The organism is Pseudolabrys sp. Root1462, from assembly GCF_001426945.1.
GTDB lineage: Bacteria > Pseudomonadota > Alphaproteobacteria > Rhizobiales > Xanthobacteraceae > Pseudolabrys.
The window spans coordinates 2,172,368-2,198,706 of sequence record NZ_LMFS01000001.1 but is presented as its reverse complement, the minus strand read 5'-3'; the positions used below and the strand labels follow the sequence as shown (position 1 = coordinate 2,198,706).

Genomic DNA, 26,339 nt, shown 5'->3' with positions numbered 1-26,339 from the left:
CCGAGCGCTACTGCGCCGTGCTGCTAAGCGACTGGCTGACCGAGGTGCTTCCCAGCGTGCGCAGGCTCAGTTGCAGCATGACCGTGTGGTTATTCTCGACGTTCCCACTATACGTGTAATTTGTAATGTAATTCACGGCTAAGATGAGGCAGTCGTCGATATAGCCGAGGCCCAGGCGGGTCTGGGAAAACTTCTTTTCGTTGATGTCGTAGAGCGCCGAGCCGAGCAGGACCCAGTTGGCGTCAAGTTTGTACTGGCCGGAGCCGAGGATGCCCTGACGACGGTCGAGGAAGCCGATCAGCGGCTGTGCCGCATAGTCGCCATAAAGGACGGACGCGGACCAGCGGTCGAAAGAGGCGGTCGATTCCACTTCCAGCCGCTGCAGGGCGAAGGTGTCCTGATCGAAGCGGAAGCGCGAGCTGAACGTGTAAGTGCTGTTCGGCTGGTACGCGACCCGCGCCACGTAGTCCGAGCGGCGGGTGTCCAGGCCGCTGTCGAGGCCGGTATTGGTCGCGTCGCTGACGGCGAAGGAGTTCTGCCCAAACAGGCTGTAGGACTGGCCGAACAGCGCGTTGATAAAGCCGCCCTTGTTGAACTGGGCGGTGTACTGGACGCCGTAATTGGCGCGGCTGCCGCCTTCGACGCGGTCGTAGCCGGAGAACTTGTCGACCTTGAACAGGTTCGTGTCGTCGAAGATCAGGCTCTGCGCATCCTCGTTCACCCACTTGCCGATCTGGCTCTCATTCGGCCGCAAGATGATCTGCGCGATCGGCTCGATCGTCTGCGTGCCCCAGGAACTCACGTTGATGAAGGGGAAGCGGTATTCGAGGCCGACGGTCGGCATGGCGCGGACCAGATCGGTCTCGCCCGTGCTGAGGTAGTTGCCGACGCTCGGATCGTTGGTGACGTTCATGGAACCGGCATCGACGCGGACCGAAGCGAACGGCTTGAACACCTGGCCGAGGCCGTCGGTGATGCTGCGGCTCCAGTGCGCTTCCGAGGAGAAGCGGTTGAAGTTGCCCGGGGCGCCGCGCAACAGACAGTTCGACGATGTCTTCACGCGCGAGTCGGCGGTGTTGCAGGCGCCGCTCGCCAGCGACGTCGTGTTTATCGCATCGAAATTGGCTTGCGTGCGCGACAGGCTGGTGAAGTTGAAGTTGAAGCCGAGTTCGCCGCCGACAACCGGATGATCAACCGTGTACATGTAGTCGATCACCGGGTGCACGACCGGGATCTGCGCCTGCGTGTCGGCTTCCGACAGGCCGAGATAGTAGATGCTGCGCGCGTCGAAGTAGCTGCGGTTGCCCTTGCCGGTCAGATAGAGCTGCGACACGCCTTCGGTGATGCCGGTCTGCAGCGGGTCGTTGATCCGGTAGTGCGACAGGCGCGGGTTGTAGTCCTGGATGAAGGACTTGTCCGACACCATCAGCGCGTCCCAGCCCCACGCCCACTTCTCGTTGATGGCGAAGCGGCCGCTCGTTTCAACGCTGCCGCGGTTGTCGCGATACCCGGGAGTCGACGTGCCGTCGCTCCGCAGGAAATAGCCCGGATCGTTCTGGTGAATGCCGGCGGCGCGGATCGAATAGGAACCGTTGATCAGGCGCTGGCGGAATTCGCCCTCCATCAGCAGGCCCTGCTTGGTCGTCATCATCGGCGCCAGCGTAAGGTCATAATCCGGCGCCAGCGCCCAGTAATAGGGGATCTCGACGGCGACGCCGTATTTCGAGCTCGAGGCGACCGACGGCATCAGGAAGCCGGTCTTGCGCTTCACCGTCGGATCCGGCGCCGAGAAATAGGGCAGGTACATCATCGGCTGGCCGAAGAACTCGATCCGCGCGTCCTCGAAGTAGATCATCTTCTCACCCTGATCATGGATGATCCGGGCGGCTTTGACCTGCCAGAGCGGCGGCTTCGTGGGGTTGTCCTTACAGGGTTCGCAGGCGGTGTAGACGCCGTTGTGGAACACCGTGTAGTTGCCCTTGGTGCGGTCGGCGCGGGCGGCGGCCATACGCGTGCGGTCCGGGGTTTCCAGACGCAGCGAGTCGACGAACCCGTCACGATAGTCGTCGGAGAGATCCATGATCTCGCCGTGGGTCACCTTGCCGTCTTCTTCGGTGAGCCGGACGTTGCCTTCGGCGTGCAACCGCTTGGTCTTCTGGTCGTAGACGACCTTGCGTGCCTCGAGGGTCGAGCCGCCGTAGTACATCTGCACGTTGCCGACAGCGGAGACGCGGTTATTGGCGTAATCGTAGTCGATCTCGTCCGCCTGGACGAGCATCTGCTTGTCGCCGGACTTGTCGCGCTCGATCGCGGCCTTGGATTTGGCCTTGGGCGGGGGCGGCGGCGGGAAATCGATTGTGGTTTGGGCGTGCGCCGGCGACCACGAACCCATGCCGGCGACGGCGAGAACGAGGACGGTCAGAACGCTGAATGCGCCGCGGCGAAAACGCCTCGGCGCTGGCGGACGCGTGCGGAAACGCAGCGCCATCAGCCGTCCTCCTGATACAACAACGCCACAAACCCCGTCAGGCCGCCCACGAGCACAGGCAGCCAGGCCGCTGCCACAGGGTGCATCAGGTCGGCCTTGCTTAGGTCCTCGGTCACCTTCTGCAGGATATAAAGCAGAAAGCCGGCGGCAACGCCACTTAAAACCATCTTTTGGATGCCGCCGAACCGGAAAAACCGTAAACTGACGGCCGCTGCAAGGAAAACCATGGCAGCCAGAAAGAACGGGCGGGCGAGAAGCTTCTGGAACTGCAATCTATAGCCTGCGGCAACAAGTCCAGCGTGGTCGGCGATCTGGATATACAGGGGTAATTCCCAGAAAGGTACGGTCTCGGGGGTTGCAAAACTCTCGCGAACCTGTTCCGGCGTCAGGCTGGTCTTGAATCGGAAGTCGGCAAGATCGACCGGCAGGGTCTGCAGTTCATAGACCCGGGCGTTGAACAGGTGCCAGACCCCTGGCTCCAGGACCGCGGACCGCGCCTCGATCCTCTGCCGGAAGTGGCCGGACGGGTCGAAGGTGAACACCGTCACCCCGAACAGCGACACGCCCTGATCACGGCTGGACTTGGCGTTGATGATGGCCTGGCCGCTGTCGGTGCGCTGGCTGAGCCAGAACGGGCCGCCGCCTTGCGCGCTGCCGGTGTTCTGACCGAACAATTCGGCCTCGAAACGCTTCGACCGCTCCTGCAGCACCGCCGCGACCGGGTTGTAGATCGTGGTCGCAACGACCCCGAACAGGAAGGCGACGATCAGCGCCGGCGCGACGAACTGCCAGGCCGACATGCCGGCGGCGCGCGCCACGACGAGTTCCAACCGGCGCGACAGGTTCAGATAGCAGGACATCGCGCCGATCAGGATGCAGAACGGCATGATGCGCTCGGCCACCTGCGGCACGCGAAACAGCGATGTTTTTGCCACGAGCAACGCCGAGACATTCGGGATGTCGGAGGCGCGCCGCATCAGTTCGATGTAGTCGAGCAGCGCAACCAGCAAGAGGATGCCGAAAAACACCATCAAGACGGTGTTGAGGAAGCGCAGCCCGAAGTAGCGCGCCAATGTGCCGCCGACGACGCTCATGATGCGGTCACGCCGCTGGTGAGACGCTCGATCCGCGCGACGGCGGCCGAAATCCATTCGTTGAGGAACGCCGGAGGTTCGATGATCAGCCCGCGCTGGATCACATAGGCGCCGCCACCCACCGCGAAAGCCACAGCGACATATTGCGGCACCAGCATCCAGGGCACGTTGGCCCCGAACACCGTCGATGCAAAGCCGATCAGCCGCAGCGCGGCCACAGCGCCGACCGCGCCCACCATCGACATGGTTCTGCTTTGTCGGGTTGTGCGCGGAGCGCCGAGATAAGCAAACGCGATGACGACGAAAGCGATCGGATAAAGCGGCGCGATCAGCCGGTCATGCAATTCGGCACGGAATTGCCCCGGCTGCTCGACGTAATACGGGTCCTTCGGGTCGGGGAACAAGAGTTGCCAAAGATAGCGCTCGCGGATCGAATACTTCACCGCCTGCGGGCCGGCCGAGAACTGCGACAGGTCGAAGGCGTAGCGGTCGAAAGCGACCATCGCCGGATCCTTCTTGCCGACCTGCTGGCGCTGCACCACGCCGGTCTGCAGGACCAGGAAGGTGCCGTTCTCGTTATCGACCAGTTCGCCGCGCTCCGACACCACGGTCATGCGCTCTTCCGGATTGCGCCGGTCGTCGAGGAAGATGCCGACCAGTTGGCCGTTGGCCCGCCGCTCGCGGATGTGAATGGTGACGCCGGATTCTATCGATGTGAAACGGCCGGGCTGCACGATCGTGCTCACCACATTGGCGCGCACCTCGGTGAGCCAGTCGCGCAGCATGCGCAGGCCCTTGGGCGCGAAATAGGCGCTGATTGACAGCACGATGATCGAGACGACGACCGCCACTGTCATGAACGCGCGGAACAGGATCCACGGCGACATGCCGGCGGCGTTCATCACGATGATCTCGGAGTCGGTCGAGAGCTTGTTGAGAACGTGCGCGGCCGCGATCAGAAGCGCGATCGGCGCGATGACAAGGACGAGAAGGGGGATGATCAGGCCGGTGATGCCGACGAAGACCAGGATGGTCTGGCCCTGGCTCGTCATGATGTCGATGTCACGCAACGCCTGCGTCACCCAGATCACGGCCGTGAGGCTGATCAGGACCAGCGCGAACGCACCGAACGTGGTGCGAAAAATGTACCGGTTGATGGAGCCCATGGCGTGCAGTCGATCCCCGTACCGGTCCTAGTATTCAGCGACCGGTACACACCGTAACGTCGCGAGCAAAAGCTAACCCATCTCCACCAGTTAACCTTGTTCGGTGCACAAAATGGCTCAGCCAAGGCAAAGCCATTGATCATGCCCAACAAATGGTAAACGGCGAAACGCCCCCTGACGAGCGGAACCAAGCCTTTTGGTGCCGATTCTGGCAAGAACATAAGGGCGGTTTTGCGGGCCGGCGCAGGCTTGTTTGGGGCCTGTGAAAAGCCGCCGCCTTGGCGCTTGCGGGGCTTTGCAGGACCGGCTCCGGCGGCGCATATGGGGAATGAACCCGCCGCTTTTCCGAAGACGAAGGAATTCCTCCCCATGGCGAACGCCCCTCAGATCACTTTCAGCCCCGTCGCCCCGGGAAAAGCGGCCGATACCCTGGTCGTGTTCTGCGACGAGGGGGTGAAATTCGGGGCCGACGCCGCCCGAATGCTGGGCGAGGCGGGCGAAATCGTCGCCCGGGCGGCCAAATTTGAGAAATTCACAGGCAAGAGCGGCACAACGCTGGAACTTCTGGTGCCGGAGGGCCTCAAGGCCGACCGGCTGGTCGTCATCGGCGTCGGCAAGGTGTCCGACCTCAAGCAACAGGATGTGGTCAAGCTCGGCGGCGCGGCGATGGGCAAACTGCGCCGGATCGACAATGCGGTCGTGGTCGCCGACCTGCCCGGAGCGGGCAAGGGCGCCGCCGGCGGCATGAACCCGGACCAGGCGGCCGATCTGGCCCAAGGCATGGTGCTGCGGGCCTATGCCTTCGACCGGTATAAGACCAAGCGAAAGCCGGACGAGGAGCCGGCCGCCAAGCGCAGCGTTACCATCGCCACAGGCGACGTGAACGGCGCGCGCAAGGCCTTCGCCGAGCGTGAGGCGATCGCCGACGGCGTGCTGTTGGCGCGTGACCTGGTCAATGAACCGCCGAACGTCCTTTACCCGGAGGAATTCGCCCGCCGCACTCTGGCGCTGAAGAAAGCCGGCTGCGCGGTCGAGATCCTCAACATGGCGGCCCTGAAGAAGCTCGGCATGGGCGCGTTGCTCGGCGTCGGCCAGGGCTCGACGCGCGAAAGCCGCGTCGTTGTCATGCGCTGGAACGGCGGCAAGAAGGGCGCTGCGCCGGTCGCCTTCATCGGCAAGGGCGTGTGCTTCGACACCGGCGGCATTTCGATCAAACCCGCGGCCGGCATGGAGGACATGAAGGGCGACATGGCGGGGGCGGCCTGCGTCGTCGGCCTGATGCAGGCGCTGGCGGCGCGCAAGGCCAAGGTCGACGCCGTTGGCGTCATCGGTCTGGTCGAGAACATGCCGGACGGCAATGCCCAGCGCCCCGGCGACATCGTCAAATCGATGTCGGGCCAGACCATCGAGATCATCAATACCGACGCGGAAGGCCGCCTCGTGCTCGGCGACGTGCTTTGGTACACGAAAGAGAAATTCAAGCCGAAATTCATGGTCAATCTGGCGACACTGACCGGCGCCATCATCGTCGCGCTCGGGCACGAATATGCCGGACTGTTCTCCAACAACGACGAACTGAGCGAGCGTCTCAGCAAGTCGGGCGAGGCGACCGGCGAACTGGTGTGGCGCATGCCGCTTTCGGCGACCTTCGACAAGATGATCGATTCAAAGTTCGCCGACATGAAGAATACCGGCGGGTCCCGCGCCGGCGGCTCGATCACGGCGGCGCAGTTCCTGCAGCGCTTCGTCGACAAGACTCCGTGGGCGCATCTCGACATCGCCGGCACCGGCATGGATTCGCGCCAGAACGAGATCAACAAAAGCTGGGCGTCGGGCTGGGGCGTGCGCCTTCTCGACCGTCTGGTCGCGGATTATTACGAGGGGTAGCGCCGTCGGGCGCATTCAATGACCGAAGTTCTGTTCTATCACCTGCAGGGTCAGAAGGTCGAAGGCGTACTGACGCCGCTGATCGAGAAATCGATCGAGCGCGGCTGGCGCGTCGCCGTGCAGGGCAGCAACGAGGAACGCATCGAGGCGCTCGACTCGCATCTATGGACCTATCGCGACGACGGCTTTTTGCCGCACGGCACCTGGCGCGAAGCCGAAGCGGCGCAGCAGCCGGTGCTGCTCACGGTCAACGACACCAACCCGAATGCGGCGACGGTGCGTTTCCTGATCGACGGGGCGGGGCTCCCGGCCGACGCCGAGGCCTATCAGCGGCTCGTTCTGGTGTTCGACGGCGACGACGACGAGGCGGTAACGCGGGCGCGCGGCTTCTGGACCGAGGCCAAGGCCAAGGGGTTCGAGGCGACCTACTGGCAGCCCGATGACAATGGCCGCTGGGTCAAGAAGGCCTGATCCGGCCATAATCCGGCGATGCCTTGTTCTGCGCCATTGTGATGTCGCAAAATAGGCCTTAAGGGACAACACGATAGGTTAGCGCGGGGAGAAACCGCTTTGGCGCAGCGCGACTTGAACTCGAAACTGCCGGTCACCGGTGCGGTACTGTTGTCGCTCAGCCTGGCCGGCTGCTCCGGCATGGCCGACACCTTCAAATCCGATGCCGGCTGGTTCTCGAAGCCGATCACCAGCGTGCTGTCGCGCGAAGACGGCTCCGGCACCATGGGCAACAAGGGTTTCACGCTCGGCCCGACCGGCCCGGTCAGCCCTGAGGAACTGGTCAACGCCGACGGCTCTTGCGCACCGGAAACGCCGTCGCCGGCGAGTCCGGCCGCGCCGCAGGCCCAGCAGTCCAGTGGCGACCCCGCCGGTGCGTCGATGCCGGCATCCGAGGGCGAAGCGGGACCGTCAGTGCTCGGCGGCATCGCGCTCGGCATGACCGAATGTCAGACGGTGCGCCGCGCCGGTACGCCGAGCAATGTCGCGATCGGCGCCGGTGATAACAACGAACGCAAGGTCGTGCTGACTTACCTCGGAGGCACCTGGCCAGGCGTTTACACGTTCACGGCCGGCCGCCTGAAGGTCGTCGATGAAGTGCCGCAGGCACAGAAGCCGGCCAAGAAGCCAGTCGCCAAGAAGAGAGCGCCGGCCAAGCGCGGCTGACGGCATTTCCGAAAGCTCAAGGCCGCGGCTCGTTGCGGCTTCGGTCGTCACGCGGTCTCGAGCGCGCTCGAAGCCTCGAGCCATTCCTCTTCGGCTTTGGCGATCGCCTCGACGACATTGGCGCGCGTCTTCGACAATTCGGCGGCGCGTGCCGGGTCCTTCGTAAACAGGTCGCCATCGGACAGTGTGTTGTCGAGCTTGGCGAGCTGCTTGTTGAGCTGAGCGATGTCTGCTTCGGCCTTCTGAATCTTCTTGCGCAGCGGCGCGGTCTCGGCGCGCTTTTCGGCCGCGGCGCGACGTGCCTCCGCCGGATCGACGCGCGGCGCCGACTTGGCGACGCTCGCCGGCTTGCCATCCGACAAGATGAAGCGGTGATAGTCGTCGAGATCGCCGTCGAACGGTTTGACCTCGCCGTTCGCCACCAGCCACAGCCGGTCCACGGTGGCTTCGAGCAGGTAGCGGTCGTGCGACACCAGAATGACGGCGCCGGGGAAATCGTTGATCGCTTCGATCAGCGCGCCGCGGCTGTCGATGTCGAGATGGTTGGTTGGCTCGTCGAGGATGATGAGATGCGGTGCATTGAAGGTTGCGAGGCCGAGCATCAGGCGTGCCTTTTCGCCGCCGGATAGCTTCTCGACTTTGGTGTTGGCCGCGTCGCCGGAAAAACCGATGGAGCCGACACGGGCGCGGATGCGCGCTTCCGGCTGGTCCGGCATCAGCCGCCGCACATGATCGTAAGGACTGTCGCGGAGGTCTAGTTCATCGACCTGGTGCTGGGCAAAATAGCCGACCTTCAGTGGCGCGGCGCGCGTGACCGTGCCGCGCTCGGGCTCGAGCCGGCCGGCGAGCAGTTTCACCAGAGTCGATTTGCCGTTGCCGTTGGCGCCCAAAAGCGCGATGCGGTCGTCATTGTCGATGCGCAGCGACACATGCGTCAGCACCGGATGGCCGGGTTCGTAACCCACGGCGACATTATCCGTGGCGATGATCGGCGGTGACAACAGCTTGTCGGGCGCCGGAATATTGATCGGCCGCACGTCGTCGGTCACCAGCGACACGATCGGCTGCATCTTCGCCAGCATCTTGATGCGCGATTGCGCCTGCCGCGCCTTGGTCGCCTTGGCGCGGAAGCGATCGACGAAAGCCTGCAGATGCGCGCGCTGCGCTTCCTGCTTCTTGATCATCTTCTGATCGAGCATCAGGCGTTCGCTGCGCAGCTTCTCGTAGTCGGAATAGCCGCCCTTGTAGAGCGTCAGCTTCTTGGTTTCGAGCGCCAGGATCTGGTTGACCGAATTGTCGAGCAGGTCACGGTCATGGCTGACCACGATCATGGTGTGCGGATATTTCGCCAGATGGTCCTGCAGCCACAGGGTGCCTTCGAGATCGAGATAGTTGGTCGGCTCATCGAGCAGCAACAGGTCGGGCTCGGCGAACAGCACCGCCGCCAGCGCAACGCGCATGCGCCAGCCGCCGGAAAATTCGGTGCAAGGCCGCTGCTGGTCGGCGGGCGAGAAGCCAAGGCCGGAGAGAATGGCGGCGGCGCGGGCAGGCGCGGCATGGGCGCCGATGTCGGCGAGCCGCGACTGGATCTCGGCGATCCGGTGCGGATCGGTGGCGGTCTCGGCCTCGGCCAGCAGGTCGGTGCGCTCGCTCGGCGCCTTGAGCACGACCTCGAGCAGGCTTTCCGGCCCGTTCGGCGCTTCCTGGGCCAGCCGGCCGATGCGCCAGCGCGGCGGCAGCTCGATCGAGCCGGTCTCGGCGCCCATCTGCCCGGTAATGACGTTGAACAGCGTCGACTTGCCGGTGCCGTTGCGGCCGATCAGGCCGACGCGCGCGCCCGGCGTGATGCGGGCGCTGGCATCTTCCAGAAGGGTGCGGCCGGCGATGCGGACGGTCAGGTCGTCGATGATCAACATGGGGCGCTATGTGGCCGACCGAGGCCCGCCGCGCAATAGTCGCGTAATCAGCCGACGTTGGTCAAACCAACCCCGGTCTGCCGCTGATACACGATCAAATCGAAGCTCGGCGTCTTGTCGTTGCCGACGATCGAGGTGAGCAGGGCGTGCGCTTGGCCGCGGTGGTGGGTCTGATGGTTGAAGAAATGGTCGAGCGCCGGCGCCAGCGGTTGCTCGATCACCTGCGGGTTGGTGACGGTCTTGTAGCGCAGGGTGCCGGACAGCCGCTCGTGATCGAGACCGTCTATGTAGCGATTGATAAGCACGTCTTGCGAGCGGCGGGCGGATCGCAAATCCTCGAAGCTGTCATGCAGGATGGTATCGAGGCTCGGCGGCACGTCACCGACGCCGGTAAAGCGCCGCATCCAGATGCGGTCGGCGACCAGGATGTGGTTCAACGTGCCGTGCAGCGACTTGAAGAAAGCGCCGCGGTCGGCGCGGTATTCGGCATCGGGGACGAGCGCGGCTGCGTCATAGAGCCGCTCGTTGCACCAGGCGTTGTAGCCCGCGAACATCTGATAGCGCGATTTCACCTGACCCCCTGGATTTCGACGAAAAATCAGTCAGAAACCGGGCAAAACCGATCTTGCCCCGCCCCCATGCCCGCCGGTATAAGCCGCCCACACATCCCGTTCCAATGAAACTCGGACATCGTTCCGATCAATCCCACTGAAGGACAACAACCCGATGGCGGTCGAGCGTACTTTTTCCATTCTGAAACCCGATGCGACCGAGCGCAACCTGACCGGCGCCATCAACGCCATGATCGAGAAGGCGGGCTTGCGCATCGTCGCGCAGAAGCGCGTGCGCATCACCAAGGAACAGGCCGAGCAGTTCTACTCGGTGCACAAGGCGCGCCCGTTCTTCGGCGAACTGGTCGAGTTCATGATCTCCGCGCCGGTCGTGGTGCAGGTCCTCGAGGGCGAGGGCGCCATTGCCAAGTACCGCGACGTGATGGGCGCCACCGATCCGTCGAAGGCGGCTGACGGCACCATCCGCAAAACGCACGCCAAGTCGATCGGCGAGAACTCGGTGCACGGCTCGGATTCGCCCGAGAACGCCGCGATCGAGATCAGCCAGTTCTTCTCCGGCAACGAAATCGTCGGCTAATTCGCCCGCGCAGCGGACGGACGAGAACAGGCAACGGGCCGCTTCGCTGCAGAAGCGGCCCGTTGCGAGCCGGACGAGGTGTCCGCACAAATCAATCCGCGCAACAAGATGCGGGCATAATGTTGGGGAGGCGACGCAATGACAGGAATGCTTGATCCGTCCACCTGGAGCGCAATGATCAGCTCGGGCTGGGGCGAGATGGGCGGCGGCGAATTCTGGGTCGCGCTGGTCAAAATCATCTGGATCAACATTCTTCTGTCCGGCGACAACGCGCTGGTCATTGCTATGGCCTGCCGCGGGTTGCCGGAGGCACAGCGCAAATGGGGCATGATCCTCGGCGCCGGCGTCGCCGTCGGCATGCGCATCGTTTTTACCGGCATCGTCGCGACCCTGATGCTACTGCCGTGGCTCAAGATCGCCGGCGGACTGGCATTGTTCTACGTCGCCGCCAAGCTGCTGGTGCCCGACGAGCAGGACGAGGATCACGGCGAAGCCGTTCAACATCTGTGGCGCGCCGTGCGCATCGTCGCGCTCGCCGACATCATCATGAGCCTGGACAACGTCATTGCCATTGCCGCCGCGGCAGGCGGCAACATGGCGCTGCTCATCCTCGGCCTTGCCATCTCGATCCCGCTGATCGTGGCCGGCGCGGCGCTGATCATGGCGCTGCTCGATCGCTTCCCGGTGCTGGTCTGGGCCGGTTCCGCGCTGCTCGGCTGGATCTCGGGTGAGGTCATCGCCACCGATCCGGTGATCACCGGCTATCTCGCCCAGTACGGTTCCGGCACGGCGCACATGGTCGAATACGCGGCCGCGGCGGCGGGCGCGGTTCTGGTGCTGATCATCGGCGGCCTGTGGCGGCGTTCGCGGATGCCGAAGGAAAGCGAAGTCTAAGAGGACGTCGGGGGCGGGCGGCAAGTCTCGAGCTTGCAGCCGGCCGCAGCGACAAGCCGCGACTCCGCCGGTATAGTCGGCGGCATGAACCAGACCGTCCGGCCTCCGAAGCAGGGCATCCGGATCGGGCATTCGGCCTGTCCGCACGATTGCCCGTCGACCTGTGCGCTCGACGTCGAACTACTCGACGAGCGCACCATCGGCCGCATTCGCGGCTCGGCCGACAACGATTACACCGCCGGCGTCGTCTGCGCCAAAGTCGCGCGCTATGCCGAGCGCGAGCATCATGCCGACCGGCTGATGCATCCGCTGCAGCGCGTCGGCGCCAGGGGCTCGAACGAATTCCGCCGCATCGCTTGGGATGACGCGCTCGACATCGTGGCCGAGCACCTTCTGAAAGCCGAGGCGCGGCACGGCGCGGAAAGCGTCTGGCCTTATTACTATGCCGGCACCATGGGCCTGGTGCAGCGCGACGGCATCAACCGGCTGCGCCACGTCAAGAAGTACTCCGGCTTCCACTCGACCATCTGCGTCAATCCGGCGTGGACCGGCTTTGCCGCCGGCACCGGCAAGATCGCGGGCAGCGATCCGCGCGAGATGGTCAAGTCCGATCTGGTGGTGATCTGGGGCACCAATCCGGTGAACACTCAGGTCAACGTCATGACGCATGCGGCGCGGGCGCGGAAGGAGCGCGGCGCCAGGATCGCCGCCGTCGATGTCTACATGAACGGCACCATGAAACAGGCCGATCTGCCGGTGCTCGTCAAACCGGGCACCGACGGCGCGCTGGCCTGCGCGGTGATGCATTGCCTGTTCCGCGACGGCAAGGCCGACTGGGCCTATCTCGACAAGTACACCGACGCGCCGCGCGAACTCGAGGCGCACTTGAAGACGCGCGATCCGCAATGGGCGTCGGCGATCACCGGCACGCCGGTCGAGACGATTGAAGAGTTCGCCCGGCTGATCGGCGATACCAAGCGCGCGTACTTTCGCCTCGGCTATGGCTTTGCGCGCTCGCGCAACGGCGCCGCCAACATGCACGCGGCTCTGTCGATTCCCGCGGTGACCGGCGCCTGGCTGTATGAAGGCGGCGGCGCCTTCCACAACAACAACGACATTTTCGGGTTCAACAAGATGCTGATCGAGGGCATCGATGCCTTCGACCCGTCGGTGCGCGTGCTCGACCAGTCGCGGATCGGTGCGATCCTGACCGGCGACCGCGACGCGCTACGCGGCGGCCCGCCGGTCGATGCGCTGTTCATCCAGAACACCAATCCGATGACAGTGGCGCCGGACCAGACGGTGGTGAAGCGCGGCTTTGCCCGCGACGACCTGTTCGTCTGCGTCCACGAGCAGTTCATGACCGAAACGGCGCAGGTCGCCGACATCGTGCTGCCGGCGACGACCTTCCTCGAACACGATGACATCTATCGCGGCGGCGGCCACCAGTACATTCTGCTCGGGCCGAAGTTGGTCGAAGCGCCGGGCGAGTGCCGCAACAATCATGAGGTGGTGGCGGCGCTGGCCAAACGCCTCGGCGCCGAGCATCCGGGTTTTTCGATGAGCCCGCGCGAACTGATCGACGACCTGCTGCGTCGCTCCAGCCGCGGGACGCTGGCGGACCTCGAGGCCAACAAGTGGATCGATTGTCAGCCGCCGTTCGAGAAGGCGCATTATCTCGACGGCTTCAACTGGCCGGACGGCAAGTTCCGCTTCAAGCCGGACTGGCCCACGGTGCCGTTCCGCAGCCCCTATACGTCGGGGCCGGTCGAGGCCATGCCGGCGCTGCCCGATCACTGGGCAGTGGTGGAGGCGGCAGACGCCGAGCATCCGTTCCGCCTGGCGACCTCGCCGGCGCGCGGCTTCCTCAACACCACCTTCAACGAAACGCCGACCTCGCTCGCCAATGAGAAGCGTCCGACGGTGATGATCCACCCGGATGACGCTGCCGCGCAGGGCATCGGTGACGGCGACGAGGTCCTGCTGGGCAACGGGCGCGGCGAGGTCCGCCTGCACGCCAAGGTCTTCGACGGCGTGCGGCGCGGCGTACTGATCGCGGAATCGATCTGGCCGAATTCGGCCTATGCGGACGGCAAGGGCATCAACACGCTCACCGGAGCCGACGCGGTGGCACCGTTCGGCGGCGCGGCGTTCCACGACAACAAGGTGTGGATCCGCCGCGCCGCGTGATTCCTATAGCTCCTTGCCGATCATGCGGTCGAGCGAATAGCGCCGGCCGCCGGCGAGCGCGATGAAGAACATCACCATGCCGAGCAGGAGCACGTATTCGTAGCCGCCCTTGCTGGCCGAAAAGCCCTTCGGGCCGTGAATGGCGACGAACATCACGCCGATCTCGACGGCCAGCGCGGCGGCGAAGAAGCGCGTGAACAGCCCAAGCGCGACGCAGGCGGCGGCTACCGTCTCGAGAAAGATCACGGCGAAGGCGCAGAGCACGGGCATGGCAAAGCCGACCTTGACGAAGAAGCCGACCTCGGCGCCGAAGCCGGCCTGGACCTTGGCCCAGCCATGCATGAAAAGGATGTAGCCGATCACCACCCGCAGCAGCAGGTAACCCACCTCGGGCGCCCACGCGTAAAAGCCGGCGAGGCCGGGGATGAGCAATCGGGTGTCGGCAGGCGTTCGCGCAAGCATCAAAGGACCTCTGCAATGACCAAAAGCACGCGGCGACAGGCCGCGCGCTCAAGGCAGAAGCAGAGTACTTTGTGGAGAAACTTGGGTGCGAGCGCCGCGCTCGCGAAAACTTGAACGCGGCGCCCGCCTATCGGCTCACAATTCCTTGCCGATCTTGGCGTCGAGCGAGTAACGGCCGCCGCCGCGGATGGCGATGTAGAAGTACACCATGCCGAGCAGCAGCACGTATTCATAGCCGCCCGCGCCGACGCTGAAGCCCTTGGCCCAATGCGCGGTGATCAGGATCACCAGCATTTCGATCGCCAGCGCCGCCGAAAAGAAGCGCGTGAACAAGCCAAGCGCGACGCAAAGCGTGCCGATGGTCTCGAAGAAGATCGCGACGTAAGCCATTGCGCCCGGCGCCGGGAACGCCATTCGCGTGAACATGCCGGTAACGCCGGTCGGGCCCGGGCCGACGACTTTCGTGTAGCCGTGGACGAAGATCACGACACCGATGGTGAAACGGAGCAGGGCGTACACAAGTGGTTCGGCCCAAGTGTAGAAGCCTGCAAGACCGGGAAAATGCAGTCTTGAGTGATTTGAAGTTTCGAACATATGAAGGCACCCCCTGTGTTCCTCAGGCCGATTCATAGAAAGGCCTGTTTGGAATAACAACGTCAGGGGAGGCTTATTCCCGAAGTTGTGATCCCGAAACGCTATTCCGGCGTCAAGGTCGAGGCGTCAGGCACTGCCGAACCATCGATAAGGCATCGATCGTCGACCAGCGTCACGCGGCCGTCGGCGACGAGTCTGAGAGCCGCCGGATAAATCCTGTGCTCGACCTTAAGCACGCGTGCCGCCAGGGTGGTTTCGGTGTCGTCGCTGCGCACGGCGACCGCGCCCTGCATGATGATCGGGCCGGCATCCATTTCCGGAACCACGAAATGCACGGTCGCGCCGTGGACTTTCGCGCCGGCATCGAGCGCGCGCTGATGCGTATCGAGCCCCTTGAACGCCGGCAGCAGGGCCGGGTGGATGTTGAGCATGCGCTCGCTCCACAGGCCGACGAATTCCGGCGTCAGCAGGCGCATGAAGCCGGCGAGGCAGACGAGGTCGATCTTGTGCGCGAGAAGCACCTGATGCATCGCCCGGTCGAAGGCGGCGCGGTCCTTGCCGTAGATCTTGTGGTCAACGACGGCGGTTTCGATGCCGTTGTTGCGCGCGGTGTCGAGGCCGCCGGCGTCCGCTTTGTTCGACAACACCAGCACAATCTCAGCGGGATAGCCGGGCGCCTTGGCCGCTTCGATCAGCGCCGCCATGTTGGAGCCGCGGCCGGAGATCAAAACGGCGACGCGCTTTTTCGCCATCGGCTTACAGCTTGAGATCGAGCGCGCCGTCATACACGACGCGCTCCTCAGCGCCGGCGCGGATCACGCTGCCGATGGTCGTGACCTTTTCGCCAGCCTCGGCGAAAGCCGCGGTGACGGCAGCTGCATCCTTCGGCGCGACGACGACGATCATGCCGACGCCGCAGTTGAAGGTGCGCAGCATTTCCTTCGGCGCGATGCCGCCGACTTCTGCCAGCCAGCGGAACACCGGCGGCGCGTTGACCTTGGCGAGGTCGATGCGCGCGCCGAGACCCTTCGGTAGCACGCGCGGGATGTTGTCGGGAAAGCCGCCGCCGGTGATGTGGGCGAGGCCCTTCACCGCCTTGGTCGCGCGGATCGCGGCGAGGCAGGATTTCACGTAGATGCGGGTCGGCGTCAGGATCGCTTCACCGAGCGACACATCGTCGGCGAAGGGTGCCGGCGTGCTCCACAGCAGGCCGCTCTTGGCCACGACCTTGCGCACCAGGGAATAGCCGTTTGAGTGCACGCCGGAGGAGGCGAGGCCGAGGATGACGTCGCCTTCGCCGATGTCGGGCCGCGGCAAGACGTCGCCGCGTTCGACGGCGCCGACGGCGAAGCCGGCGAGATCGTAATCCTCGCCTTGATAGAGCCCGGGCATTTCCGCGGTTTCGCCGCCGATCAGGGCGCAGCCGGCTTGCCGGCAGCCGAGCGAGATACCGGCGACCACGGCGGCGCCGACTTCGGGCGAAAGCCGGCCGGTAGCGTAATAATCCAGGAAGAAGAGGGGCTCGGCGCCCTGGACCACTAGATCGTTGACGCTCATGGCGACCAGATCGATGCCGATGGTGTCGTGGCGGCCGGTCTCGATGGCGATTTTGACCTTGGTGCCGACCCCGTCATTGGCGGCGACCAGGATCGGGTCCTTGTAGCCGGCCCGCTTGAGATCGAATAGGCCGCCGAAACCGCCAATTTCCGCGTCGGCGCCCGGGCGTGCGGTGGCGCGCACCAGGGGTTTGATCAGGTCCACCATCCGGTTGCCGGCGTCGATATCGACGCCTGCTTGCGCGTAGGTCAGACCGCGCTCTTGATCCGCCATGTGGACCCCTCGTCGCCCGCTTCGCACCGACACAAAAAAGGCGCGCCGGCGGCAATAAGTGCCGCCTCGTACGTCGAAAAGGCCGTTCGTGCAATGGCGCGGACGCCGTTATACTCTATCTTCGGTCGGACCGATCCGACCCGAAACTGATCCGCAAATCTACCCAAACAGGCCCCATGCCGGGGGCTTTGCCACGAGCCGGGACTGCCTTGAGTATTCCAAACCTGATCACCCTGGCGCGCATCTTCATGGTGCCCGTCGTGGTCTGGGCGATCGCCTCCAATACGATGTGGATCGCCTTCGTCCTTTTTCTGGTTGCCGGCGTCTCGGACGCCGTCGATGGCTTTCTGGCCAAGCGCTTCCACATGACCACGGAACTGGGCGCCTATCTCGACCCGTTGGCCGACAAGGCGCTGATCGTCTCGATTTATCTGACCCTTGGGATCAACGGGGACATCCCGCGTTGGCTGGTGATCCTTGTGGTGTCGCGGGATATCCTGATCGTTGGAGGCATCATCTTGTCCTGGTTGTTGGGTAACCCGCTAAAGATCAAACCGCTCTGGGTGTCGAAGCTCAACACCACGGCGCAGATCGCCTTTGCCTGCGTGGTGCTCGGCTCGCTCGGCTTCAAAATCGCAGTGCCGAACCTGACCTTGGTGCTGATGGGACTGGTCGCGGTGCTGACGCTGTTGTCGATCGCCGCGTATCTGGCCGAATGGGTACGGCATATGAATTCCCCGGTGGCCGGCTCGTGAGCGCACAGCAGGTGGGTCAGCCAGTGCCGCCGCCAGACGGAAGGCCGGGCGGTTTCGCCCTGCAGCGGCAGATGGTGTTCTGGCTGGCGGCGCTCGCCATTTTCATTCTGCTGCTGTGGCTGCTGGCGGACATTCTGCTGCCGTTCATCGCCGGCCTCGCCATCGCCTATTTCCTGACGCCGCTGACCGACCGGCTCGAGCGCATGGGCGTCAACCGTCTGATTGCGGCGCTGGCGATCATCTCGCTTGTGGTGCTGCTGATCGTGCTGGTTCTGTTGCTGATCTTGCCGCTGCTGGGCAATCAGCTCGCCTCGCTGATCGAGAACATTCCCACCTACGTCACCAAGCTTCGCTCGCTGATCAGCAACACCGAATGGCCGTGGCTGAAGAACCTGATCGGCAACGGTTTCGGGAGCGACAAGGGCATCAGCGACCTGCTGACCCAGAGCGCCGGCTGGCTGACGACGTTCCTGAAGTCGCTGTGGTCCGGCGGACGGGCGCTGGTGTCGTTGTTCTCGTTGATCGTGGTGACGCCGGTGGTCGCGTTCTACCTGATCTATGACTGGCACAAGATGGTCGACACCGCGGATAGCTGGATTCCGGTGAGGCAGCGCGACACGGTGCATCGGCTCGTGCGCGAAACCGACGCCGCCATCGCCGGCTTCGTGCGCGGCCAGACCGCGGTCTGCCTGATCCTGGGCACCTTCTATGCGGCGGCGCTGACGGTGAGCGGCCTCAATTTCGGCCTGCTGATCGGCTTGATCTCGGGCCTCATCACCTTCATTCCCTATGTCGGCTCGATGACCGGCCTCATTCTATCGCTGGGTGTCGCGGTGGCGCAGTTCTGGCCCGAGTACACCTCGATCCTGATCGTGCTCGGCATCTTCCTGGTCGGCCAGTTCCTCGAGGGCAACGTGCTGTCGCCCAAGCTGGTCGGAGAAAGCGTCGGCCTGCACCCGGTGTGGCTGATCTTCGCGCTGCTCGCCTTCGGCTATCTGTTTGGTTTCGTCGGCCTCCTGATCGCGGTGCCGCTTGCCGCCACCATCGGGGTGCTGACGCGCTTTGCGCTCCGCCGATATCTCGAAAGCTCGTTCTACACGGGCGAACCCATCAAGTAGCAGCGCGGTCATGTCCATGCGTAACGACAGCGATGAGCTCGAACGCGCGGCGCCGCCGCGCCAGCTCGTGCTCGCGCTCGACCACGCCATCAGCTATGCGCGCGAGGATTTCCTCGAGGGGCCGTCCAACGCCAAGGCGCTGGCGCTGATCGAGCGCTGGCCGGACTGGCCGAGCCGGCTGATCGCGCTTATCGGCCCGGAGGGCTCGGGCAAGAGCCATCTCGCCGCCATCTGGGCTTCGGCGAGCGGCGCGCGGGTGATCGCGGCCAAGCACCTCGGCGACATCGATCTGCCGTCGGCGTTTGCCACGGGCGCGCTGGTGGTCGAGGACATCGACACGCCGGACCTCGATGAGCGGGCACTGTTCCACCTGATCAACCTGGCGCGCGAGGAGGGGGCGGACGTTCTTTTCACCGCGCGGGTATCGCCGCCGTCGCTCACCGTCCGCATTCGGGACCTGCAGTCCCGGCTGCGCATGCTGCCGGTGATCGAACTCGAGGCGCCGGACGACGCGCTGCTGCGGGCGCTGATCGTCAAGCTGGCCGCCGACCGGCAGCTCGCCGTGGACGAAGCCGTGGTCAACTACCTCGCCAACCGGATCGAGCGGTCCTTCACCGGGGCGCACCGGGCCGTGGCCCAGCTGGACGAGGAGGCGCTCCGCCTGCACCGGCCGGCAACGCGGGCGCTGGCGGCCGAGCTGTTCAGGGCGACTTAACGCCGTATCCCTAAGGTCTTGACGCAACCCGGGCTTCGGCGCCGAATTGTCCCTGTGACGCCCGCGCCAAGTCCGGCAAGCGGCCGCGCACACATCTTCTCAGGTTATGCCTTATCATGAACGAACGCGCCGAAACCTCTGTTCCTTCAGAAGAAACTCTGTTTGCGGACGAGGTGAAGAAGCTGTCGGCCGCGGAACCCCAACCGGCCGAACCGGCGATCCGTGAGCAGCCGGACCGTTTCATCAACCGCGAGATTTCCTGGCTCCAGTTCAACCGGCGGGTTCTCGAAGAGGCCGCCAATGAGAGCCACCCGCTGCTCGAGCGCGTCCGCTTCCTGTCGATTTCCGCCAACAACCTTGATGAATTCTTCATGGTGCGCGTCGCCGGCCTCAAGGGTCAGGTGCGCCAGGGCATCACCACCCGCAGCCCGGAAGGGCTGACGCCGGCCGAGCAGCTCCTGCGCATCAACGAGGCGGTGTCGCGTCTGGCCTACGACCAGCAGCACCGCTGGCTCGAACTGCGCGACGACCTGGCCGAGGCCGGGGTCTCCCTGGTCGACGGCGCCAAGCTGTCGAAGAGCGAACAGAGCTGGCTGGAGGACCATTTCCTCACCCACATCTTCCCGCTGCTGACGCCGCTGGCCATCGACCCGGCGCATCCGTTCCCGTTCATTCCCAATCTCGGCTTCTCGATGGCCCTGCAACTGGCCCGGGTCCGCGACGGCAAGACGATGAACGCACTGATCCGCATGCCGCAGAAGATCGATCGCTTCATCCGGCTGCCGGCCGGCAGTGGCGGCGGCATTCGCCTGATCACGCTCGAGGAACTGACGGCGCTGCATGTCAGCAAGCTGTTCCCCGGCTACACGGTGAAGGGCGCCGGCTCGTTCCGCGTCATCCGCGACAGCGATCTGGAAATCGAAGAAGAAGCCGAGGATCTGGTGCGCGAGTTCGAGACCGCGCTGAAACAGCGCCGCCGCGGCTCGGTGATCCGCCTCGAACTGGACGCCGCGATGCCGGTCGAACTGCGCGATTTCGTCCAGCACGCGCTGGCGGTGGCCGACGACGAGGTGTTCAACGTCGACGGCGTGCTGGCGATCAACGATCTGGCGCAGCTCACCCGGGTCGACCGGCCCGACCTCGAGTTCGTGCCGTACAATCCGCGCTACCCGGAGCGCATCCGCGACCATGGCGGCGACGCCTTCGCCGCCATCCGGCAGAAGGACCTCATCGTCCACCATCCGTACGAATCGTTCGACGTCGTGGTGCAGTTCCTGCAGCAGGCGGCGCGCGACCCGAACGTCGTCGCCATCAAGCAGACGCTGTACCGCACCTCGGCGGAGAGCCCGATCGTCAAGACCCTGGTTGAGGCGGCGGAAGCCGGCAAGTCGGTCACCGCGCTGGTCGAACTCAAGGCGCGCTTCGACGAGGAGGCCAATATCCGCTGGGCCCGCGATCTCGAGCGCGCCGGCGCCCAGGTGGTCTACGGCTTCATCGAGCTCAAGACCCACGCCAAACTGTCACTGGTGGTGCGCCGGGAAGGCGGCACGCTGGCGACCTACTGCCATGTTGGCACCGGCAACTATCACCCGGTTACCGCGCGCATCTATACCGACCTGTCGTTCTTCACCGCCGACCCGGTGATCGCGCGCGACGTCGCCCGCATCTTCAACTACATCACCGGCTACGCCGAGCCGGCCGAGCTCGAGCGCATGGCGATGTCGCCGGTGTCGCTGCGCAAGCGCATCCTTGACCACATCGCCCGCGAGGCCGCCAATGCGCGGGCCGGCAAGCCGGCGGCGATCTGGATGAAGATGAATTCGCTGGTCGATCCTGGCATCATCGACGCGCTATACGATGCCTCGGCCGCCGGCGTGCCGATCGATCTCGTCGTGCGCGGTATCTGTTGCCTGCGGCCCGGCGTACCCGGCCTGTCCGAGAATATCCGCGCCAAGTCGATCGTCGGCCGCTTTCTCGAGCACGCGCGCATCTATTGCTTCGGCGACGGCCATCCGCTGCCGCATCCGAAGGCGGCGCTGTATTTCTCCTCCGCCGACATGATGCCGCGCAATCTCGATCGCCGCGTCGAGGTGCTGTGCCCGATCGTCAATCCAACGGTGCACGAACAGGTGCTCGGCCAGATCATGGTCGCCAATTTCAGGGACAACGAGCAGAGCTGGAAGGTCTTGCCGGACGGCGGCTCGACGCGCATAAAGGCCGGGCCGGGCGAGGAACCCTTCAACGCCCACAAGTACTTCATGACAAATCCGAGCTTGTCGGGCCGTGGCAAATCGCTCAAAGATTCCTCACCGCGCAGCCTCATCCGCCGCCTCATCGAAGGCGCGTAAGGCGACGACAAAAGTGCGCCAGGTGGAAACCGTCAAAGGCCGGCTGGATCACGGCCCCGCCATCGCCGTTATCGACATCGGTTCGAACTCGGTGCGCCTCGTCATTTATGAGGGGCTGACGCGTTCGCCGACGCCGATCTTCAACGAGAAAGTGCTCGCCGGTCTCGGCCGCCAGGTGCAGACCACCGGGCTCTTGGCGCAGGACGCCATCGATACCGCGCTCAACGCACTCGTGCGTTTCAAGGCGCTGTGCGACATCCAGCATGTCGATCGTATCTATGCGATCGCCACCGCGGCCTGCCGCGACGCCCGCAACGGTCGCGCCTTCATCTCCGCCGCCGAACGCATTTGCGGCACCAAGATCGAGATTCTGTCCGGCAAGCGCGAGGCGCAGCTTACGGCGTACGGAGTCGTTTCCGGTATCCACAATCCCGACGGCATCGTCGGCGACCTCGGCGGCGGTTCGCTCGAGCTGGTCGACGTCCGCGGCGCCCGCGTGCGCCACGGCCTGACCTTGCCGCTCGGTGGTCTGGCCCTGCAAGACCTGACCGGCCGCTCGATCAAGAAAGCCGAAAAACTGGTCGAGAAGTCCTTCGATGATCTCGACATTCTCGAGGACGGCGAGGGGCGGACCCTCTATGCCGTCGGCGGCACCTGGCGTGCGCTGGCGCGGCTGCACATGTGGCAGACCGGCTATCCGTTCCACGTCATGCACAACTACCGGATTTCGGCGCGCGAGACGCTAGAGTTCTCGCGACTGGTGCATCGCGTCGATACCGAAACCTTGTCGAAGATCGAAGTCGTCAATGCCGCGCGCCGTCCTCTCTTGGCCTACGCGGCTCTGGTGCTGGAAAACCTGGTGCGCGGCATCAAGCCGAAGGAAGTCATCATTTCGGCGATGGGCGTGCGCGAGGGGCTGTTGTACTCGCTGCTCAGCGAAAAGGAGCGGGCGCGCGACCCGTTGATCGCGGCAGCGGCCGATCTCAACGTGCTGCGCTCGCGCGCGCCGAAGCACGGCGAGGAACTGATCGCCTGGACCGACCGCTTCATCGCCTCGTCGGGCCTGAAGGAAAGCGCCGACGAGAAGCGGCTACGTCACGCCGCCTGTCTGCTCGCTGACATCGGCTGGCGCGCCCATCCCGATTACCGCGGCGAGCAGGCGATGAATATCATTGCCCATGGTCCGTTCGTCGCCGTCGATCATCCATCGCGCACCTACATGGCCCTGTCGGTGTTCCTGCGCCATACCGGCCTCAACGAGGAGGAGTTGCCGTCGCGGATACGCGAACTGGCGACGCCGTACATCCTCGATCGCGCCCGCGTGCTAGGGGCGGCGATGCGCGTCGCCTATATCCTCACGGCAGGCCAGGACGGCGTGCTGCCGCGCGTGCCGCTGCAAGTGGTCGGCGGCCGGCTCGTGCTCAAGCTGACCGGCGACTACAAGAAACTCGCTACCGATCGCGTGTCCGGCCGCGTGCGCCAACTGGCGCGGCTCATCGGCCGCGAGGCGGTGGTGGAGGCGTAAAGCGCGTCCCTAACGGCTGCCACACACTCTGTTCGTTCCCGCGCAAGCGGGAATCCAGCTATTGCCTGACGTGCTTGGCCCCTCTGGTCCCCGCTTTCGCGGGGACGAACGGAGCAAATCGCTAGGCAACGCGGGCGAGCTCGACAAACCGATCCACTTCTTCAGCCGTCGTCGCAAACGACGTTACCAGCCGTGCGACGACGCTCCCCGACGCATCGGCATCCCAGCGATAGAACACAGCGCCGGCGGCCTGCAGCCGGTCGCACAGCGCGACGGGAAGGGCGACGAAGACTTCATTGGCCTCGACCGGCCATTTCGGTGTGAAGCCGACCTTGCTCAGGCCGCCGCTCAAACGGTCCGCCAGGTCGTTGGCATGGCGGCACAGCCGCAGCCACAGATCGTCATCGAGGTAGGCTTCCATCTGCGCGGCGATGAAGCGGTGCTTGGAGGCTAGCTGCGCGCCGCGCTTGCGCCGCGCCGACATGTGCTCGGCGCGCTTGGGATCGAAGAAAATGACGGCCTCGGCACCCATGGCGCCGCCTTTGGTGGCTCCGAACGACAGCACATCGACGCCCGCCCGCCAGGTCGCTTCATCCGCCGACACGTTCATGCGGACCAGCGCATTGCCGAAGCGCGCGCCATCCATGTGCACGGCAAGGCCGTGGTCATGGGCGGCGTCGGCCAGGTCGCGGATCTCCTGCGGTCGATAGATGGTGCCGGCTTCGCTGGCCTGGGAAATCGACAGCGCCGCCGGCGTGACGTGATGCGGCGGACCCCATTGCGACTTGTTGCCGAGCAACGGCTTGATCGCGGCGGACTCGAGCTTGCCATTGGCGCCGGGCAGGGTAACGAGCTTGATGCCGCCGCCGAAGAATTCCGGCGCGCCGCATTCGTCAACGGCGATATGCGCATCCTGGTGGCACAGCACGGCGCCCCAGGGCGGCGTGACATGGGCGAGCGCCAGCGCATTGGCTGCGGTGCCGGTCGGCACGAGGAACACGGCGACGTCGCGCTTGAACAGTTCGGAAAACTTCTTCTCGACGCGCCGCGTCCAGTCGTCGTTGCCATAGCCGAGCGCAAACCCCTGGTTGGCGCGCGTCAGCGCCGCCATGATCTCGGGCGCCACGCCCGCCGTGTTGTCGCTGGCAAAATTCATGACAGCATCTCGTCCATTGTTTATAAACAGGCGATGAAGCGCGGACGCTACGAAGCCGTGGTGATCGGCGGCGGCCCTGCCGGGGCGGCCGCGGCTTATACGCTCGCCGCCGCAGGCCGACAAGTCTGTCTCATCGACAAGGCGCAATTCCCGCGCGACAAATTGTGCGGCGGCGGCCTGACGTTCCGCGCCAAGCGCGCCTTCGAGCAGACGTTCGGGCAGCCATGGCGGGCGGATCTATTCAACACGTCGCGCGATGTTCATTTCTATTCGCGCGGGCGGTTCATCGCCGCTTTCCGCAGCGGCACGCCGATCGACTTCATGATGCGCGCGGCGTTCGATCAATATCTCGTGCAACTTGCGGAGCGGGCGGGCGCCGAGCTCAGACTCGGTGAGTCCGTCGCCGCGATCGATATCGAACGCAAGATCGTCAGCTTGCGCTCGGGCGAGGAGATTGCCTTTGAATGTCTCGTCGGCGCGGACGGCGTCAACAGCGTCGTGGCGAAAACCCTGTACGGGCGGGCCTTCGATCTGGCGAAAACAGCTTTTGCGCTTGAGACGGAAGTGCCGCGCGCGATGCTGCCGCTCCAGGGTGACATCGTCGAATTCGATTTCAGCGCAGCGCGCTGGGGCTATGGCTGGGTGTTTCCCAAGCCGACGACCGTGACCATCGGCGTCGGCGGTCTGCATCGTCTCAATCCGGAGTTACGGCAGCGGTTCGATTTTTATGTCGCGACCAAGGGTTTGCGCGCGGGCGACCTCAAGGTGAAAGGGCAGTTCCTGCCAGCCGGCGACATCCGGCGTGAGCCGGGACGCGGCAACATTCTGCTGTGCGGCGATGCCGCTGGCGCGGTCGAGCCGATCTCGGGCGAGGGCATTCCCTTCGCGCTCTGGACCGGCGCTGCGGCAGGGCGGGCCGTCGCCGCGAGTCTGGCGCGGGCCGGCACCGAGGCGCTGACGCTTTACCGCCGCGATTACGATGCGATCGTCGCGCCGCTCTTGCGCGGCAAGCGCCCGCGCTGGCTGATCTATCCGCGCTTGATCCAGCCGGTGTTCGGCTGGGCGCTCGGTTTCAGCCGGGTGCGGGACCTGGTCTTCACCGAACGCCGCAAGCGGCACTTCCTCAGCGCAGCGGCGTCACCGCGACCCCCTTCGCCTGCAGTGTCTCCTTGACGACCCGCGCGACCTCGGCGGAGTTCGGCCGGTCGCCATGCAGGCACAAGGTCGAAACCGCAACGTTCATGTCGGCGCCGTCAATCTTGGTCAGCTTGCCTTCGCGCACGACACGCAGCGCGCGGGCCGCGACCAGCGACGGCTCGCGCGGCCGGGCGATCCGCTCGATGATCAGGCCGCCGTCGGCGTCATAATCGAGATCGATGAAAGCTTCGCGGGCAACGCGTGCGCCGGCAGCTTCCGCGGCGTCGGCGCCCGGACCGGCCAGCAGCACGAGAAACAGCTTTGGGTCATAGGCGGCAATCGCCGCGCCGATCGCCTTCGACAGATTCATGTCAAGCGAACACGCCTTGTAGAAAGCGCCGTGGGGTTTGACGTGGGCGATGGTCATGCCTTCGCTGTGCGCGATCGCGGCCAGCGCGCCGAGTTGATAGAGCGTGTAATCGGCCATTTCGTCTGGGGCGATGCTCATCATGCGCCGGCCGAAACCCATGAGGTCAGGAAACGACGGATGTGCGCCGATGGCGATGCCGGCTTGCTTCGCAATCCGCACCGTGGAGCGCATGGTCGATGGATCGCCGCCATGAAAGCCGCAGGCGATGTTGACCGAGGAGACATGGGGCAGAAACGAAGCGTCGTCGCCGAGCGTCCAGCGGCCGTAGCTTTCGCCGGCGTCGCCATTGATGTCGATCGTTAGGGTCAT

General features: G+C 64.8%; 23 protein-coding genes. 12 read left to right on the top strand and 11 right to left on the bottom strand.

What is annotated here, in order from left to right; translation table 11 throughout:
• Positions 1-7: 7 nt before the first annotated feature.
• From ASD45_RS10750 to lptF, 3 genes are read right to left on the bottom strand one after another with little or no spacing between them, the layout of a single operon-like run.
• Positions 8-2,488 (bottom strand): LPS-assembly protein LptD, encoded by a 2,481-nt coding sequence (locus ASD45_RS10750; protein WP_082540779.1) that lies wholly within the window; start codon positions 2,486-2,488, stop codon positions 8-10.
• Entirely contained in the window at positions 2,488-3,582 is a 1,095-nt protein-coding gene (lptG, locus tag ASD45_RS10745) for an LPS export ABC transporter permease LptG (RefSeq protein ID WP_056911475.1), read from the bottom strand. The genes ASD45_RS10750 and lptG overlap by 1 nt, the downstream gene beginning before the upstream one ends.
• The gene (lptF, locus tag ASD45_RS10740; RefSeq protein WP_056911474.1) at positions 3,579-4,748 is read right to left on the bottom strand and encodes an LPS export ABC transporter permease LptF; all 1,170 of its coding nucleotides are present in this window, start codon (positions 4,746-4,748) and stop codon (positions 3,579-3,581) included. The genes lptG and lptF overlap by 4 nt, the downstream gene beginning before the upstream one ends.
• Before the next feature lie 369 nt (positions 4,749-5,117).
• Here lptF and ASD45_RS10735 point away from each other — a divergent pair, with 369 nt between their 5' ends.
• The 3 genes from ASD45_RS10735 (at position 5,118) to ASD45_RS10725 (ending at position 7,811) form a co-directional block, all read left to right on the top strand.
• Positions 5,118-6,635, top strand: a complete 1,518-nt coding sequence (locus ASD45_RS10735; protein ID WP_056911473.1) for a leucyl aminopeptidase — start codon at positions 5,118-5,120, stop codon at positions 6,633-6,635.
• Between the two features lie 18 nt (positions 6,636-6,653).
• A complete protein-coding gene (locus tag ASD45_RS10730; RefSeq protein ID WP_056911472.1) occupies positions 6,654-7,106 on the top strand; it encodes a DNA polymerase III subunit chi in 453 nt (150 codons plus the stop codon).
• Positions 7,107-7,205: 99 nt separating this feature from the next.
• Positions 7,206-7,811: a hypothetical protein gene (locus ASD45_RS10725; RefSeq protein ID WP_056911471.1), complete on the top strand. Its 606-nt coding sequence runs from the start codon at positions 7,206-7,208 to the stop codon at positions 7,809-7,811.
• Positions 7,812-7,858: 47 nt separating this feature from the next.
• Here the strand turns inward: ASD45_RS10725 and ASD45_RS10720 are convergent, their stop codons facing one another.
• On the bottom strand, positions 7,859-9,727 hold the full coding sequence (locus tag ASD45_RS10720) for an ABC-F family ATP-binding cassette domain-containing protein (protein WP_056911470.1): 1,869 nt from the start codon (positions 9,725-9,727) through the stop codon (positions 7,859-7,861).
• A gap of 47 nt (positions 9,728-9,774) precedes the next feature.
• The gene (locus tag ASD45_RS10715; RefSeq protein WP_244485298.1) at positions 9,775-10,299 is read right to left on the bottom strand and encodes a DinB family protein; all 525 of its coding nucleotides are present in this window, start codon (positions 10,297-10,299) and stop codon (positions 9,775-9,777) included.
• 154 nt (positions 10,300-10,453) lie between these two features.
• On the opposite strand from ASD45_RS10715, the gene ndk reads away from it, so the two are divergent.
• The 3 genes from ndk (at position 10,454) to ASD45_RS10700 (ending at position 13,960) form a co-directional block, all read left to right on the top strand.
• Complete coding sequence (gene ndk / locus ASD45_RS10710) at positions 10,454-10,876, top strand: nucleoside-diphosphate kinase (protein ID WP_056911469.1); 423 nt, start codon at positions 10,454-10,456, stop codon at positions 10,874-10,876.
• 174 nt (positions 10,877-11,050) lie between these two features.
• On the top strand, positions 11,051-11,770 hold the full coding sequence (locus ASD45_RS10705; protein WP_244485456.1) for a TerC family protein: 720 nt from the start codon (positions 11,051-11,053) through the stop codon (positions 11,768-11,770).
• Positions 11,771-11,854: 84 nt separating this feature from the next.
• On the top strand, positions 11,855-13,960 hold the full coding sequence (locus ASD45_RS10700; protein WP_056911467.1) for a molybdopterin oxidoreductase family protein: 2,106 nt from the start codon (positions 11,855-11,857) through the stop codon (positions 13,958-13,960).
• Between the two features lie 3 nt (positions 13,961-13,963).
• On the opposite strand, the gene ASD45_RS10695 is transcribed toward ASD45_RS10700, so the two are convergent.
• The 4 genes from ASD45_RS10695 to purM all read right to left on the bottom strand — a co-directional run bounded on the left by ASD45_RS10695 (position 13,964) and on the right by purM (position 16,846).
• Positions 13,964-14,422, bottom strand: a complete 459-nt coding sequence (locus ASD45_RS10695; RefSeq protein ID WP_082540778.1) for a DoxX family protein — start codon at positions 14,420-14,422, stop codon at positions 13,964-13,966.
• Positions 14,423-14,557: 135 nt separating this feature from the next.
• Positions 14,558-14,941: a DoxX family protein gene (locus ASD45_RS10690; RefSeq protein WP_056911465.1), complete on the bottom strand. Its 384-nt coding sequence runs from the start codon at positions 14,939-14,941 to the stop codon at positions 14,558-14,560.
• A 176-nt stretch (positions 14,942-15,117) separates the two neighbouring features.
• Positions 15,118-15,768 carry a phosphoribosylglycinamide formyltransferase gene (gene purN / locus ASD45_RS10685; protein WP_056911464.1) on the bottom strand — a complete coding sequence of 217 codons (651 nt, stop codon included), beginning with the start codon at positions 15,766-15,768 and terminating at the stop codon, positions 15,118-15,120.
• 4 nt (positions 15,769-15,772) lie between these two features.
• Positions 15,773-16,846 carry a phosphoribosylformylglycinamidine cyclo-ligase gene (gene purM, locus ASD45_RS10680; protein ID WP_056911463.1) on the bottom strand — a complete coding sequence of 358 codons (1,074 nt, stop codon included), beginning with the start codon at positions 16,844-16,846 and terminating at the stop codon, positions 15,773-15,775.
• Between the two features lie 209 nt (positions 16,847-17,055).
• On the opposite strand from purM, the gene ASD45_RS10675 reads away from it, so the two are divergent.
• The 5 genes from ASD45_RS10675 (at position 17,056) to ppx (ending at position 23,307) form a co-directional block, all read left to right on the top strand.
• Positions 17,056-17,601 carry a CDP-alcohol phosphatidyltransferase family protein gene (locus ASD45_RS10675; protein WP_056911462.1) on the top strand — a complete coding sequence of 182 codons (546 nt, stop codon included), beginning with the start codon at positions 17,056-17,058 and terminating at the stop codon, positions 17,599-17,601.
• Positions 17,598-18,719 (top strand): AI-2E family transporter, encoded by a 1,122-nt coding sequence (locus tag ASD45_RS10670; protein ID WP_244485296.1) that lies wholly within the window; start codon positions 17,598-17,600, stop codon positions 18,717-18,719. The genes ASD45_RS10675 and ASD45_RS10670 overlap by 4 nt, the downstream gene beginning before the upstream one ends.
• A 10-nt stretch (positions 18,720-18,729) precedes the next feature.
• On the top strand, positions 18,730-19,434 hold the full coding sequence (locus tag ASD45_RS10665) for a DnaA/Hda family protein (RefSeq protein WP_244485294.1): 705 nt from the start codon (positions 18,730-18,732) through the stop codon (positions 19,432-19,434).
• Positions 19,435-19,550: 116 nt separating this feature from the next.
• Positions 19,551-21,782 carry an RNA degradosome polyphosphate kinase gene (locus ASD45_RS10660; RefSeq protein ID WP_082540774.1) on the top strand — a complete coding sequence of 744 codons (2,232 nt, stop codon included), beginning with the start codon at positions 19,551-19,553 and terminating at the stop codon, positions 21,780-21,782.
• Between the two features lie 13 nt (positions 21,783-21,795).
• Positions 21,796-23,307 (top strand): exopolyphosphatase, encoded by a 1,512-nt coding sequence (gene ppx, locus ASD45_RS10655; RefSeq protein WP_056911460.1) that lies wholly within the window; start codon positions 21,796-21,798, stop codon positions 23,305-23,307.
• A gap of 121 nt (positions 23,308-23,428) precedes the next feature.
• On the opposite strand, the gene ASD45_RS10650 is transcribed toward ppx, so the two are convergent.
• Positions 23,429-24,463, bottom strand: coding sequence for a low specificity L-threonine aldolase (locus ASD45_RS10650; RefSeq protein WP_056911459.1), 1,035 nt, complete (start codon positions 24,461-24,463; stop codon positions 23,429-23,431).
• A gap of 33 nt (positions 24,464-24,496) precedes the next feature.
• Between ASD45_RS10650 and ASD45_RS10645 the strand changes: the two genes are divergently transcribed.
• Positions 24,497-25,636, top strand: coding sequence for a geranylgeranyl reductase family protein (locus ASD45_RS10645; protein WP_056911458.1), 1,140 nt, complete (start codon positions 24,497-24,499; stop codon positions 25,634-25,636).
• Here ASD45_RS10645 and ASD45_RS10640 read toward each other — a convergent pair.
• A complete protein-coding gene (locus ASD45_RS10640; protein WP_056911457.1) occupies positions 25,587-26,339 on the bottom strand; it encodes a 5-oxoprolinase subunit PxpA in 753 nt (250 codons plus the stop codon). The genes ASD45_RS10645 and ASD45_RS10640 overlap by 50 nt on opposite strands.

Excerpts from the sequence above, each read along its gene's own strand:
- ASD45_RS10750 (WP_082540779.1), bottom strand. The coding sequence starts at position 2,488 with ATGGCGCTGCGTTTCCGCACGCGTCCGCCAGCGCCGAGGCGTTTTCGC.
- lptG (WP_056911475.1), bottom strand. The coding sequence starts at position 3,582 with ATGAGCGTCGTCGGCGGCACATTGGCGCGCTACTTCGGGCTGCGCTTC.
- lptF (WP_056911474.1), bottom strand. The coding sequence starts at position 4,748 with ATGGGCTCCATCAACCGGTACATTTTTCGCACCACGTTCGGTGCGTTC.
- ASD45_RS10735 (WP_056911473.1), top strand. The coding sequence starts at position 5,118 with ATGGCGAACGCCCCTCAGATCACTTTCAGCCCCGTCGCCCCGGGAAAA.
- ASD45_RS10730 (WP_056911472.1), top strand. The coding sequence starts at position 6,654 with ATGACCGAAGTTCTGTTCTATCACCTGCAGGGTCAGAAGGTCGAAGGC.
- ASD45_RS10720 (WP_056911470.1), bottom strand. The coding sequence starts at position 9,727 with ATGTTGATCATCGACGACCTGACCGTCCGCATCGCCGGCCGCACCCTT.
- ndk (WP_056911469.1), top strand. The coding sequence starts at position 10,454 with ATGGCGGTCGAGCGTACTTTTTCCATTCTGAAACCCGATGCGACCGAG.
- ASD45_RS10705 (WP_244485456.1), top strand. The coding sequence starts at position 11,051 with ATGATCAGCTCGGGCTGGGGCGAGATGGGCGGCGGCGAATTCTGGGTC.
- ASD45_RS10700 (WP_056911467.1), top strand. The coding sequence starts at position 11,855 with ATGAACCAGACCGTCCGGCCTCCGAAGCAGGGCATCCGGATCGGGCAT.
- ASD45_RS10695 (WP_082540778.1), bottom strand. The coding sequence starts at position 14,422 with ATGCTTGCGCGAACGCCTGCCGACACCCGATTGCTCATCCCCGGCCTC.
- purN (WP_056911464.1), bottom strand. The coding sequence starts at position 15,768 with ATGGCGAAAAAGCGCGTCGCCGTTTTGATCTCCGGCCGCGGCTCCAAC.
- purM (WP_056911463.1), bottom strand. The coding sequence starts at position 16,846 with ATGGCGGATCAAGAGCGCGGTCTGACCTACGCGCAAGCAGGCGTCGAT.
- ASD45_RS10665 (WP_244485294.1), top strand. The coding sequence starts at position 18,730 with ATGTCCATGCGTAACGACAGCGATGAGCTCGAACGCGCGGCGCCGCCG.
- ASD45_RS10660 (WP_082540774.1), top strand. The coding sequence starts at position 19,551 with ATGAACGAACGCGCCGAAACCTCTGTTCCTTCAGAAGAAACTCTGTTT.
- ASD45_RS10650 (WP_056911459.1), bottom strand. The coding sequence starts at position 24,463 with ATGAATTTTGCCAGCGACAACACGGCGGGCGTGGCGCCCGAGATCATG.
- ASD45_RS10645 (WP_056911458.1), top strand. The coding sequence starts at position 24,497 with ATGAAGCGCGGACGCTACGAAGCCGTGGTGATCGGCGGCGGCCCTGCC.
- ASD45_RS10640 (WP_056911457.1), bottom strand. The coding sequence starts at position 26,339 with ATGACCCTAACGATCGACATCAATGGCGACGCCGGCGAAAGCTACGGC.